The sequence below is a fragment of the Leptospira bandrabouensis genome, assembly GCF_004770905.1.
Classification (GTDB): domain Bacteria; phylum Spirochaetota; class Leptospiria; order Leptospirales; family Leptospiraceae; genus Leptospira_A; species Leptospira_A bandrabouensis.
Window position 1 is genome coordinate 239,380 of the sequence record NZ_RQHT01000014.1, and the last position, 13,014, is coordinate 252,393.

Annotated in this window: 12 protein-coding genes; 11 read left to right on the top strand and 1 reads right to left on the bottom strand. The window is 38.8% G+C overall.

The genetic code is table 11. The annotated features are described in order from the left end of the window. The first annotated feature begins 162 nt into the window (after positions 1 to 162). The 11 genes from EHR07_RS19085 to EHR07_RS08305 all read left to right on the top strand — a co-directional run bounded on the left by EHR07_RS19085 (position 163) and on the right by EHR07_RS08305 (position 12,200). On the top strand, positions 163 to 876 hold the full coding sequence (locus tag EHR07_RS19085) for a hypothetical protein (RefSeq protein WP_167483362.1): 714 nt from the start codon (positions 163 to 165) through the stop codon (positions 874 to 876). After that, positions 873 to 2,423: a glutamate--tRNA ligase gene (gene gltX, locus EHR07_RS08260; RefSeq protein ID WP_135744650.1), complete on the top strand. Its 1,551-nt coding sequence runs from the start codon at positions 873 to 875 to the stop codon at positions 2,421 to 2,423. Before EHR07_RS19085 ends, gltX begins: the two co-directional genes overlap by 4 nt. Positions 2,424 to 2,579: 156 nt before the next feature. Next, a complete protein-coding gene (locus EHR07_RS08265; protein ID WP_135746229.1) occupies positions 2,580 to 3,122 on the top strand; it encodes an ATP-binding protein in 543 nt (180 codons plus the stop codon). Between the two features lies 1 nt (position 3,123). After that, positions 3,124 to 4,230 (top strand): glycosyltransferase, encoded by a 1,107-nt coding sequence (locus EHR07_RS08270; RefSeq protein ID WP_135744651.1) that lies wholly within the window; start codon positions 3,124 to 3,126, stop codon positions 4,228 to 4,230. Further along, the gene (gene polA / locus EHR07_RS08275) at positions 4,227 to 7,040 is read left to right on the top strand and encodes a DNA polymerase I (RefSeq protein ID WP_135744652.1); all 2,814 of its coding nucleotides are present in this window, start codon (positions 4,227 to 4,229) and stop codon (positions 7,038 to 7,040) included. Before EHR07_RS08270 ends, polA begins: the two co-directional genes overlap by 4 nt. A 56-nt stretch (positions 7,041 to 7,096) precedes the next feature. After that, positions 7,097 to 7,726: an SOS response-associated peptidase family protein gene (locus EHR07_RS08280; protein WP_238734179.1), complete on the top strand. Its 630-nt coding sequence runs from the start codon at positions 7,097 to 7,099 to the stop codon at positions 7,724 to 7,726. Positions 7,727 to 7,882: 156 nt separating this feature from the next. Then, positions 7,883 to 8,659 (top strand): GNAT family N-acetyltransferase, encoded by a 777-nt coding sequence (locus EHR07_RS08285; RefSeq protein ID WP_135744654.1) that lies wholly within the window; start codon positions 7,883 to 7,885, stop codon positions 8,657 to 8,659. Further along, positions 8,656 to 9,786 carry a hypothetical protein gene (locus tag EHR07_RS08290; RefSeq protein ID WP_135744655.1) on the top strand — a complete coding sequence of 377 codons (1,131 nt, stop codon included), beginning with the start codon at positions 8,656 to 8,658 and terminating at the stop codon, positions 9,784 to 9,786. Before EHR07_RS08285 ends, EHR07_RS08290 begins: the two co-directional genes overlap by 4 nt. An 80-nt stretch (positions 9,787 to 9,866) precedes the next feature. Further along, a complete protein-coding gene (locus EHR07_RS08295) occupies positions 9,867 to 10,547 on the top strand; it encodes a biliverdin-producing heme oxygenase (RefSeq protein ID WP_135744656.1) in 681 nt (226 codons plus the stop codon). 3 nt (positions 10,548 to 10,550) lie between these two features. Beyond that, positions 10,551 to 11,804, top strand: a complete 1,254-nt coding sequence (locus tag EHR07_RS08300; protein WP_135744657.1) for an MFS transporter — start codon at positions 10,551 to 10,553, stop codon at positions 11,802 to 11,804. A 33-nt stretch (positions 11,805 to 11,837) separates the two neighbouring features. Beyond that, positions 11,838 to 12,200: an LIC13410 family lipoprotein gene (locus EHR07_RS08305; RefSeq protein WP_135744658.1), complete on the top strand. Its 363-nt coding sequence runs from the start codon at positions 11,838 to 11,840 to the stop codon at positions 12,198 to 12,200. 2 nt (positions 12,201 to 12,202) lie between these two features. Here EHR07_RS08305 and EHR07_RS08310 read toward each other — a convergent pair whose 3' ends face one another. After that, positions 12,203 to 12,967, bottom strand: coding sequence for an LIC13411 family adhesin (locus tag EHR07_RS08310; RefSeq protein WP_135744659.1), 765 nt, complete (start codon positions 12,965 to 12,967; stop codon positions 12,203 to 12,205). Positions 12,968 to 13,014: the final 47 nt, after the last annotated feature.

The following is a 13,014-nucleotide window of genomic DNA, read 5'->3' on the forward strand; positions in this document are numbered from 1 at the left end:
TCTATGTCCCCAGAAACTCAAGTATACTCCCGATTCTATTGGCTTTTATGTACCTTGATTTTTTTTTCTGGATCTAACTGCCAGAACCTGAAATCACTCATCACCAGAGATCCAATTTCAGAAATTCCCGCTTCTGTTTTATACATTAAATCTCCTAGAAAAATGTCTCAATCCTTCTTCAAAGAAGGTTCCTCTCACTTCCGATTTATCGAATGGGAACCTGGGAAAACTACAGGATATGCAGAGAAAATCGAACTCAGTTTCCTTGCTTATGACAGTAATTTTTTATCAAAAGTGAAATCAGAATTTGGTAACGAACCATTTGAATCCTATAAAATCATTTGGAACAAAAAGATTGGAAAATTCAAAAAAGATGAATCTGAAAAACGAATTCTTTTTGTTTATACCGAATCCTATGCTTCAGAAACCAAAGGTTCTACACTTACAGCTCTTTTAGAAAAAAAATTCAATACTAATGAAATAAAATCTTCCATCGAAGAGTTCGATTTATTTGAATTAGGTGGTGATACAGGATTACTAATAGAAGAAGGAATTCACTCTGCTTTAAGTGGAGAAAATCGTTGGTCTCATAGTTTGGGAACTATGGAGTTTTTTTCCAACTCCACCGTTTTTACCAAACAAGAAGCAGGAACCATCAAATCGGAACATGTTTCCAATCATTACGACTACCTTCAACTTCGTTATGAATTAAACGAAACAGAAACCGACAAATTATATTCCAAACTTATTTATAAAGAAAATAATACACAACTATACTTTGTTCCGCCGTATACAAATGGACTCACTACTAAAACAAAAGAACCATTTGGTTACAAACGGATCGGAGATTTTTTACTCAAAGAGGAAATCAAATGACAGAAGTTCGCACCCGTTTTGCCCCGTCCCCTTCCGGATTTCTCCACGTTGGAGGAGCAAGAACTGCTTTATTTAATTATTTATACGCGAAAGCCAAAAAAGGAAAGTTCTTACTTCGTATTGAAGACACGGACCAAGACCGTTCTACAGAAGCCTCTTTTAAAATTATTTTAGAATCTTTAAAATGGCTGGGAATGGAATGGGACGAAGGTCCGGGAGTGGGTGGTCCAAACGGCCCATACACTCAGTCTGAAAGAATTCATATTTATAAAGAATACACAGACAAACTAATCTCTGAAAAAAAAGCGTACCGTTGTTTTTGTTCTGCAGAGGAACTCGAGGGCAAAAAAAAACAAGCCGATGCCATGGGAATTCCATACATCTACGATGGTAAATGTTCTGACCTTACTGATGCAGAAATCCAATCCCAAATGGAGAAAAAAATCCCTTTCACTGTAAGATTCAAAACTCCACATAAAATTGTGATCGTAGACGATATGATCCAAGGAAAAGTAAAGTTTGAATCCAAACTCATTGGTGACTTTATTATCGTGAAGTCCGATGGATTTCCTTCGTATAACTATGCTGTGGTGATTGATGATGCACTTATGAAAATCACGCACGTGATTCGCGGAGTGGGACATCTTTCCAACACACCACGCCAAATTTTAATTTTTGAAGCTTTTGGATTTCCCCTTCCGAGATTTGCTCATGCCAGTGAAATTGTGGGAACCGATGGAAAAAAACTTTCCAAACGTGCGGGAGCTACCTCTGTTCTTGCCTTCCGCGACTTAGGTTACTCAAGTGATACCATGAGAAACTATATGGCTCTCCTTGGATGGACTTCTCCTGATGGAAAAGAATATATGAGTGACGAAGAGCTCTGTGCTGTTTTTGATGTGGAACGCTGCTCTAAATCACCTGCTACCTTTGATGTATTCAAAAAACTAAAAGAAGAAGAAAAGGAAACTGTTGATTTTAATAAGTTATCCCTTCTCGGACTTGCAGAATATCTAAACCCAAAATCAAAACTCAATTGGATGTCGAATAAATACATTCGTGATGTAAAGATTGAAACCTTAGGAAAGGAACTCGAACCATTTCTCAAAGATTGCCAAATTCCAGAAGAATACAAAAAAGGAACCAATCCTCAACTTCTCTCTATTTTGGATTCCGTTCGTGTGTATTTGGACAGACTCATCCAAGCTCCACCTTACATCGAAGAATTCTTTTTGGAGAATCTCCAATTTGAAAACGAAGAAGCAAAACAACTGATTTTGGAAGGAAATGGAAAGGCTGTGGTTTCTGCGTTTTACCAATATGTGAAGTCACATAGTTTGGTAACTCCTGATGATTACAAAGAGGCGATGGCAAAGGCCGGGGAAACCACCGGGGAAAAAGGAAGGACTCTTTTTATGCCAATTCGAGCTGTCACTACGGGCAAATCCCACGGATTAGAACTTCCCATCCTCTTTAGCCTTCTTGGCCAAGAGAAACTGATCAAACGGATGGAACACTTGGCCGAGGCTCTTGGCCTCAGCATTTAAGAAATTTTTTCGCTCGCTGTTTGTTTTTAGGGCATTTTTGACTTTTTTTCTCCTTCTCCTTCGTGTAATATGAATAGAGAGGGGAGGGAGAAACGGCCTTTGACTGCATCTGAAGTTTTGCCTTATTTATTAACCCCCTCTGTAGGATCATACGCCATGTTCCTACCACCAGATATGTCTTCTGTCAGACATTTCCGAACAGAGCTCAAACGTACCTTAGAAGACAACGGGTTTAGTGCTGAAAATATCATGCAGATTGAACTGGCGGCAGACGAAGCTCTAACCAATGCCGTGGCTGCAAACGTATCTTGCCACTGTGATGAAACCATTATCTGCCGTTGGCGAATTGATTCTGCCAAATTCACTCTATACATTTTAGATTATGGATCGGGACTTTCGGAAGATGGTTCACTTCCTGATAACGACAAAGAACTTCTTAGATCCAATCAAAACCAATGTTTTAGTACCTTCCTCGACCATATCAAAAATCACCAAAGCAGAAAACCGGATACCCTACCTTATAATGGCTCTGGCCAAAAACATAAGAACATGGGAAAAGGATTGAAAATTATCAATGCCATGATGGACTCCGTTAAAGTAATGTTTCACGGAGAAGGAATGGTAGACGAAGCACCGGCGGGATTCAAAGTAATGGGTTCCATCATCGCTCTCGAATACGACCGTTCCAAACACTTATAATTTGATCCTTCATGTAAATACTTCCCGCGAATGGCGCGGCGGAGAACAGCAGCTTTTTTATTTAGTCCAAGGACTTTCCCATTTCAAAATCCCTCAAATTGTTGTAGGCCAACCTGGTTCTCCCTTAGAAACAAAATGCAAAGAAAACGGTTACGAATTTGTTCCCATCGAAATGCGCGGTGAATGGGATAGAAAAGCATATAAGAATATTCGATCTCTCTGTATTTCGAAAAATGTTAAATTGATTCACACTCACACGGCTCACGCCCATACACTCGCCTTACTCGCAAAGCGAAACCATTTAAACATTCCATTAATCGTTTCAAGAAGAGTAGACTTTAAACCAAAAACGAGCTTTTTCTCAAGATGGAAATACCAACACCCAGCTAACGATTATTATCTGCCCGTTTCTCAAAAAATCAAAGAAGTGATGATTTCAAGTAAAATTGCTCCTGAAAGAATTATCACAGTATATTCAGGAATTGATTTAAAACGATTTTCGAAATCGGCTCCACACGAATATCTAAAAGAAGAATTTCATATTCCCAAAAAATGTATCATCATAGGAAATGTGGCAGCCCTAGTTGATCACAAAGACCAAGAAACACTCCTGAATGCAGTCTCAAAAATGAGAACAAGTACCGACTTTCGCCTAATGATCGTTGGCGATGGGAAACTAGAAAACAAATTAAAATCACAAGCCGAACAATTAGGAATTAAGGACAAAGTGATATTTACGGGATACAGAAAAGACATCCCTGCCCTCCTTTCTCTATTCGATATTTTTACACTCACATCAAAAGAAGAAGGCCTTGGAACTTCTGTTTTGGATGCAATGGCATCTGCCCTTCCCATTGTTGCCACAAATGGCGGTGGAATCGGTGAAATGTTAGATCATAACGAAGGAGCTTACGTTTGTTCGGTGGGAGATTCGGATAGTATTGCCCAAGGTTTGGACAAATTAGTTGGATCTGAGGAATTAAGAACCAAGTTCGGAACCTTCAACAAATCTTCAGTAAAACGATTTTCTGTTACCAAAACAGTTGAAAAAACAAAACTCATCTATTATTCCTTTTTAGGAGATACTTTGTACGGAGAAGCAATATGAGCGGAAGACTTTTAATTATTGATGGTCATGCTCTGGCCTTCCGAGCTTATTTTGCTTTTGCTGCCTCTAACCTCACCAATTCTAAAACAGGTCTTCCTAGTGGTGCCGTCTTTGGTTTTTGGAGGATGTTATTCAAACTCCTTCAAGATGAAAAAGTCACACATATTGCATTTACCTTTGATCCAGGTACAAGACTGGAACGAAACGATATTTACGAAGATTACAAAGCACATAGAAAACCAATGCCAGAGGATTTAAAACCTCAACTTCAGACAATTTACGAAATGTTAAAGGCTTTGGAATTTCCTATGTATAAAATAGATGGAATCGAAGCCGACGATATCATTGGTTCTTTATGCAAAAAATTTGCAAAAGATTTTGAAGAAATAGTCATCCTTTCCAGTGATAAAGATTTATACCAAGTCCTTGACAAAAACATACACATGTTACGTGGAAAACGTGGAGTTTCCGAATTTGAAAAAATCGATCCTAAATGGGTAGAAACCAATATCGGAATCACCAAAGAACAAGTTCCCGACTATATGGGATTACTTGGTGATGCATCTGATAACATTCCTGGTGTCAAAGGTGTGGGAGAAAAAGGGGCCGCAAAACTCATCCAAGAATTTGGAAACTTAGAAACTATTTATAAAAAACTAGACCAGGTAAAAAACAAATCACTGATTGATAAACTAGCGGCAGACAAAGAAAACGCATTTTTATCGAGAAAACTAGCAACCATTGTTACTAACCTCAAACTCGATATCAAAAAAAATGATCTCAAACTTCCGAACTATCATGAACCAGCCAAGGTTCAGTATTTCAAAGACGAAGGATACAATGTCCTCCACCGCGATCTTGCCAAACAAGCAGGAATTTCCATTGCCAGCGACGGAGATACAAAAGAAAAAGAATCAGTACCAGACAAAAAGAGTAAAAAGCCATCAAAAGAAACTTCAAATTCAGATTCAGAACCAAAACCAAACAAAGGTTCTGCGGTAACAAAAAAAAATTACAAGCGAATCCAAACCTTAGAGGATTTGAAAAAAATTATCGCAAAACTCGATCCCAAAAAACCGATTTCCGTAGATACAGAAACTACCTCTCAAGATCCAATGCTTGCGGAGTTACTTGGAGTTTCTTTTTCTCAGGAACCAGGAACTGCCTATTATATCGCCTTCTCTCATCCTGAGTCCATTTATAGCCACATTCTCCCAACACCCGAAGAAGGACTCGCAGTCTTAAAACCAATGTTATCCGAACCCAAATGGAAAAAAGTGGGACAAAACATTAAATATGATCTTTTAGTGTTACGTAATTATGGAGTGGAACTATCAGGAATTCATTTTGATACCATGCTTGCCTCTTATCTCTTAAACCCTGGGGAACGCCGCCATAATATGGATGATATGGCCGTTGACTATTTGAATTATAAAACCATCACTTATGAAGAGTTAGTTGGAACAGGAAAGAAAAAACAAAACTTATACGATATTGATCCGGAACGTGTTTCCGAATATGCCTGTGAAGATGCAGACATTACCTTACAACTCTTCAATGTGCTTTCACCCAAAATGGAGGAAGGAATTCACAAAAAACTTTTTTTTGATATTGAAATGCCCGTATTACAGGCGCTTGCTGATATGGAATTTGAAGGAATCGCTGTAGAACCTGGATACTTTGAATCACTTTCAAAAATTTTCGAAACAAAAATCAAGGAACACGAAAAAAACATTCATTTTTTTGCGGGAAGACCATTCAACATCAATTCAACCAAAGAATTGCAAACCGTTTTATTCGAAGATTTACGACTGCCCGCAGAGAAAAAAACACAAACTGGTTATTCTACAGACCACTCTGTTTTGGAATCTTTACAAGGCACTCATCCCATCATTGATCATTTGTTAGAGATTCGAAAATTTTCAAAACTCAAATCCACTTATACAGATACATTACCTACACTCATCAATCCCAAAACGGGACGTATCCATACAAGTTATAATCAAACGATTGCCGCCACAGGTAGGTTATCCTCAACGAATCCAAACTTACAAAACATCCCTATTAAAGATGAAGAAGGTAGATTACTGCGAAAGGGTTTTGTTGCCAAAAAAGGATTCGAAATTCTTTCCCTTGACTATAGCCAAATCGAACTTCGCATTATGGCCCATTTTTCCAATGATCCGCAAATGATTAACGCTTACAAATCAGGGGCGGATATCCACAAACGTACGGCCGCCGGAATTTTTGGAGTTCCCGAAGACCAAGTAACGCCCGATATGCGAAACAAAGCAAAAGTGGTAAACTTTTCTGTGATTTACGGAGTTACATCTTTCGGCCTTTCCAATAACTTACGAATCAGCCGAAAAGAAGCCAAAGAATTTATAGAAAAATATTTTGCCACATATACTGGTGTGGGCACTTATATGGAGGAAATTGTAGAGTTCTGCAAAGAACACGGGTACGTGGAAACATTACTGGGACGCAGACGTTACCTTCCCGACATTCATTCCAAACACAAAATGGCAAGCGAAGCAGCTAAACGAGTCGCCATCAATTCACCAATCCAAGGAACTTCTGCGGACATGATCAAACTTGCCATGATTCAAATTGATAAAAAAATCAAAAAAGAATCTTTTCGTTCCAAATTACTTTTACAAGTACATGACGAACTAGTGTTTGAAGTGGATCCTAAGGAAAAAAAAGAATTTTACCAAATGGCAAAAGAAGAAATGGAAACTGCTATGAAGTTAAAAGTTCCCATTGTCGCACAAGGAAAGTTTGGTGGTAATTGGGATGAAGCCCATTAGGTTGTTTTTTTTCGTTCACAAGTTTTATCACCATGTGTAACTTGCTTTCTTGGAGATTGATCTTAGAAGAAGAAAAAAAAGCCGATTGGTTTTACAGGTTACCAAAAGAAACAATCAACCAATTTCTAAAATTCAATTCACCGCTATTTGAAATCAAACATCCCAAAAGTTTGGTGCAATCCTTTCAACTAGTTGGTGAATCGGTTTTATCTGAAACGAATGCCTGGGGTACAAAACCTTCCTGGTGTCCTGACTTTCTTACCAATACAAAATCGGAAAAATTAATTTCATCTCCTTATTGGAGTCAGTATATGCAGAACCGTATTCTTGTTCCTGTTCGTTCTTTTTTTGAATGGCAAATACAAAGGACAGGCAAAAAACATAAATACGAAATCACATTCAAAAATCCTCATTCTTATTTTGCAGGTTTATGGGGAGAAGAAAACGGAACCAAGTGGATTACCATTCTCACTGGTGAAGCAAACGAAAAAATAAAAACCATACATAACAGCGGGGAAAATAAACATCGTCAACCAATTGTAATGCCATTACAAAATCAAAATCATTGGCTTAACCCTTCTGTCAAAAATCCAAAAGACATTACAGATCTATTATCTCAGTTTACTCCAGACGAAACAACAGAAGAGGATTTGAACAAAGAACCAACGCTATTCGACGAATCATAAACATTAAATGATTTACTGATTCGGAAAAATTACTTAGTGTCATCAATTTGTAATAATGCAACAATTGATCTTAACAATTGATTTTCACCTTATTGTCACATTGTCGTAACCGATCCATTTTACCTTATCAGTAGATAAACAAGAGGATACATTCCGATGAAACCAAATACTATCAATAAAACAGAACGAATTTTAGAAGTTCGTTTAGCGGAAAACCAACTAGAAATTGAAAGAGCACTCGCACTACGATATGAAGTGTTCAACTTAGAAATGGGAGAAGGTCTGCCACAATCTTCTGCCACAAGAAAAGATCGTGATGAGTACGATTTGTACTGCCACCACTTAATTGTGATCGATAAGTCTACTGATGACAAAAAAATTGTAGGAACCTACCGCATTTTAACACGCCAAAATGCAAAAAACGGTATTGGTTTTTATAGTGAAAACGAATTTGATATTACTTCTATTTACAACCTTCCTGATGAAATTGCAGAAGTGGGTCGTTCTTGTGTTCACCCTGACTACCGTGATGGTTCAGTGATCTCTTTACTCTGGCAAGGTCTTGCTGAGTTCATGAATAAACATAACGTTCGTTACCTGATGGGTTGCGGATCAATTCACTCCACAGATGCAGGAGTTGCTTCCCAATCTTATGGATTTTTGAAAGCCAAAGATGCCCTCGCCCCAGAAGAATTTCGGGTGTATCCAAACCCTGACTATGTCCTTCCCGGTTTTGATGCCAATTTTCATGTAGAAGATCCTAAATCCATCTCCAAAAATATCCCTCCACTTTTGAAAGGATACCTCCGAGTGGGTGCTAAAATCTGTGGAATTCCTGCACTGGATTCTGTTTTTGGTACTACAGATGTGTTTATTCTTTTCGACCGCAAGGAAATTACGGAGAGATATGCGAAACACTATATGAATGCATGAGCCCTAACCAGGAAATAGACTACCAGCACCCTACAAAAAAGGACCAAGTTCGATTTTTCGGTTTTACCCTTTTTTTAGTTCTTACGATCTGTGCCGGTTATTTCCTGGGCCTTCCTCGGTATTATCTCGGATGGTTTTCCTTTGCGATTGCATCGTTCTCTGTGGCCGGAAACGATGCAGTCCAAACCATCGGAACCTTTATCGAGAGTAAAAAATCAGTTCATTGGCTCCAAAAGATTCTCGTTTTCGGTGGTCTTTTATTTTTCGTTCATTTAATTGCATGGTTTTTACATGGTGGTGAAATTCATTTCCATCGACTTGATTCCATTCCTGAAACCAAAGACTTCAATCTTCTCCAACTTTTAGCCCCTGTATTACTTGTTGTCATTACAAGACTTCGAGCTCCTGTTTCTACTACCTTTCTCGTCTTAGGTTTGTTTGGTGGCAAAAGCATAGACCAAATGTTAACCAAATCCTTTTTCGGGTATGGTCTGGCATTCCTTGTAGCGATTGTTGTATGGGCGATCCTTGTCAAAGTGGATCCACATGAATACCATGAGGTTCATACTCCTGATCCTGTAACGGAGCGAAGATGGTCTCAGTTACAATGGCTTTCCACAATGTATTTATGGGTAGCTTGGTTATTTCAAGATACTGCGAACATTGCAGTTTTTTTACCTCGGCAATTGGGGATTATTGAATTTTTAACCGCAGTGTTTATACTTATCGCTGCCTTACTTGTCATCATACGCACCAACGGTGGTACCATCCAACGTGTGGTATCCGAAAAATCAGACATCCAATGGGCCAAAGCCGCCACCATTGTCGATTTAGTTTATGGAAGTCTCTTATTCTTTTTCCAATACATCAGTAATGTCCCTATGTCTACCACTTGGGCATTCCTTGGACTCCTTGCGGGCCGGGAAATCATTCTAAACGTCATCACATACAAAGACCTTCCTTACCTAGATACTTTTCGGAAAGTGGGAAAGGATGTAGTTCTTGCCACCATCGGAATCCTTGTATCCATTTTGGTTTTCTTTCTCTCCTACTTTCTTTACCCCGAACAGAGGGCAAACACCCCGCTGGAATTTTGGAAATCCCCCACCCAGGAAGATTCCTTATAATTTTCTTTGACACGAACCGCAATTGTCAGGGTAGTGTCATATATGAGATTGATTCTCATGAAAGAAAACGAGGAGTCATTATGTCTATTGCAATGATGTTACGAGAAGGAACCGCAGAAAAACACCAGGAAACCGAAAAGGTTCCCTATCTCCGTGCCATTTTTCGCGGGGGTCTCGATGCCCAAACCTATACTTACCAATTAGAAAGTTTACTCGCAGTTTATACGGTAATGGAAGATCTCTACCGCCAAAACAAAGACAACCCCATTCTTGCCAAACTTTACTTTCCGACTCTCTTTCGCGAAAAGGCACTCAAAGAAGATATCGCCAGTTTCCAAAAGAAATTTGGAACCAAACTTCGAGGTTCTGTCTCCAAAGCGACACAAGGTTACATCGATCATATCAAAAATACCGCAAAAACTAAACCAGAACTCCTAGTCGCACAGGCTTACGTCCGTTACTTGGGAGATTTATCTGGTGGCCAAGCAATCAAAAAAGTAGTAGCTAAAACTTTTGAACTAGAAGGAAATGAAGGAACTGCTTTTTATGAATTTCCAGAAATTGAAGACCTAATGGCTTTCAAAGGAATTTATCGTCAAAATTTGGACACTCTCCCTTTGGACGAATCACAAAAAGCAGAACTATTAGAAGAAGCGAAGGTTACGTTTGATTTAAACAAGTTTTTGTTTATTGAACTCGATTCCGATCTAAAAGAAAATATCGGAATGGACCGTTACCAAACTCTTTTACCAGCAGGTTAATTTTTGGGATTCCCGTATACATTAGTCACTTTAGTTTTTTTATCCATGTTACCGGTGACAATGATTGTGCCGGTAGTCAAGGATGTAGTAAAAGATCGGTTACTCGGTTCCAACTGGGAAGTTGCTTATTTCACAAGTATTCCCATGCTAGGTTCCTTTCTTTTTGCACCAGTTGCGGGAATCATCTCTGACCGTTTTAAAAACAGAAAGTATTTCATTAGTTTTTTCTGTTTTTTGGATGCAGGCCTTTTTTATTTACTCACCATCGTCACTGATATGGGACTCTTTCTTTTTTTAAGATTTTTGGAAGGGGCCGCTCATATTTTTATCATTGGACTTTTACTTAGTTCTGCTGCCGATCGTGAAAACGATCCAGAAAATAAACGTTATTATGGCAAAGGCATTCTTATGGGTATCACGGGAATGTTTTTATCGTTAGGTGGTGCCTTTGGAATGCCCCTAGGCATTCTTGGAAGACAAAATCCCCTTTTACCATTTTATGTAGGTTCAGGAATTCTTATCTTTGTAGGTTTAATGAGTTTACTGATGTTAAAGGACAAAGGGATTCATAAAGTAAAAGATTTTAAGTTAAACGACTTAAAAGTAGCCATTTTCGAAAACCCATTTTTATTTGTTCCCTTTTTATTTAACTTCATCGACCGCTTTACCGTCGGTTTTATTATTTCTTCATTTAATATCCACTTACGTGAAACACTGGCTTTCCATCCTGGAATGCTCGGTGTGTTTTTAGGACTTGTTCTTTTTCCAATGAGTTTACTTTCTTATCCTTCGGCACTTCTTTCTCGCAAAACAGGTGTTTTGCCCTTGGTGCTTGTAGGTTCCACAATCTACGGAATTTTCCTTGGTCTTTCTGGGACAACTAACGATTATTGGTATCTTTTTACTTTTTTACTGATCTGTGGAATTGGGGCTGGAGTGATGTTTGTACCTTCCATGATGCTTGCCAGTAAAATGTCAAAACCCGGTCTTACCGCCACCACTATGTCCGCTTTCACTGGAGTAGGTTCGCTTGGCTTTATGTTAGGACCGATTGTTTCTGTCCAAATGCAAACGGTTTTTGAATCGTTATTACCTCCGACTTATAGTTTTTCTGCACTCTCTTTCTTTTTTGGATTCTTAGAGATTGGACTCGTGTTTTTAACCATTCCCTTTTTCAAAAAGATTTTGGAAAAAATGGGCAGAATCGATGAAGAAAGGGAAAAGATAACACTTGCCAACACCGATCCTATCCTGTAGAATCTTGGTTAATCCATCTTAAGGTAAGGGTTTATGTTCAAAAAACTTTTGATACTCAGTACACTTGCGTCCGTTCTTTTCCTTGTTTCCTGTTCCTCTGGAAACAAAGTACAAGCAGGGAGCACTAAAGTTCATCCGCACACGGCACTTCGCAAATTAGAAATCGATATGATCAAAGTGGGAGATGGTTTGGTAAAAGTAGAAGCTGTTCTTGGCAAATCGACAGAAAAATCATCTGACCCAAGTGGAACAGTCATGGTTTGGTATTTTGCAGAAGACCGCGATGTTCCAGAACAATACTACACTTTGAAAGAAAAACCAGATACAATCGAAAAGTTTGTGAAACTTACTTTTGACGCTAAAAACAAAGTTACAGCAAAAGACTTCAAACTATAAAATCATTCTTCCGATGTGGATTCCAATTCCGCATCGGTGGGAGCTGGGAAAGGAAACCCAGGGAAACTTGGTTTTACTTTTCCTTCTACGTCATCATCTAACAGATCGATGGTGGTAAATCCAAGTAAAAAGTCAAAAGCTTCGGCAACATTAAATCCAAGTCTTGCCCCACCATAAACTCCTGCTACAAACTCTACATTCCAAGAATATCCTGGGGGATAACCAAACGGTTTTAAGTCTTCTGCGGGAAGATACACCAAAAATTCTTTTTGACCAGTCGCAGCTACCAAGTCATTTGTGAGCTCCCGACGGAAGTGTTCTTTTTTTCTCCTCTTTCGATCTTTAACAGGATCATAAAGATAAGAATAATATCGCATCTTATAACTTTTTACATTGGCTCTTTCGTCTTTGGTAAGAGGGATTCCTTTTTTATCGACAAGCCAATTCCCTTTGGCATCCAAAATGGGAAGGCCCGAATGGAAACTTTCACCACCTAATATACCAAAGACGAGTTGTTGGGAATGGTAAGTGCCGAATTCTCCACCCCGAAGACCTACCCCTCGGCCCAAATCCTTTTTTCCTAATTCGGACTCACCACCTTGGAATAGAACACCGATGGGAAGTGGACCAACTTTCAGGGCAGCTCCATACATTGGTGTTTCTGCACCAACGGTTACTATATCTTGGAAATCATTTTTACGATTTTTCCAATACGTTGCACATTGTAGAAAAAAGGAAAGGCTTAGAATAAGACCAATGATTCGCATTCTTTTCCAGTTTTTTTCATTTTCTACTTTTCGGAATCAAAAAAACA

Coding starts and splice junctions, on each gene's coding strand:
- EHR07_RS19085 (WP_167483362.1), top strand. CDS start 163: ATGTCTCAATCCTTCTTCAAAGAAGGTTCCTCTCACTTCCGATTTATC.
- gltX (WP_135744650.1), top strand. CDS start 873: ATGACAGAAGTTCGCACCCGTTTTGCCCCGTCCCCTTCCGGATTTCTC.
- EHR07_RS08265 (WP_135746229.1), top strand. CDS start 2,580: ATGTTCCTACCACCAGATATGTCTTCTGTCAGACATTTCCGAACAGAG.
- polA (WP_135744652.1), top strand. CDS start 4,227: ATGAGCGGAAGACTTTTAATTATTGATGGTCATGCTCTGGCCTTCCGA.
- EHR07_RS08285 (WP_135744654.1), top strand. CDS start 7,883: ATGAAACCAAATACTATCAATAAAACAGAACGAATTTTAGAAGTTCGT.
- EHR07_RS08290 (WP_135744655.1), top strand. CDS start 8,656: ATGAGCCCTAACCAGGAAATAGACTACCAGCACCCTACAAAAAAGGAC.
- EHR07_RS08295 (WP_135744656.1), top strand. CDS start 9,867: ATGTCTATTGCAATGATGTTACGAGAAGGAACCGCAGAAAAACACCAG.
- EHR07_RS08305 (WP_135744658.1), top strand. CDS start 11,838: ATGTTCAAAAAACTTTTGATACTCAGTACACTTGCGTCCGTTCTTTTC.
- EHR07_RS08310 (WP_135744659.1), bottom strand. CDS start 12,967: ATGCGAATCATTGGTCTTATTCTAAGCCTTTCCTTTTTTCTACAATGT.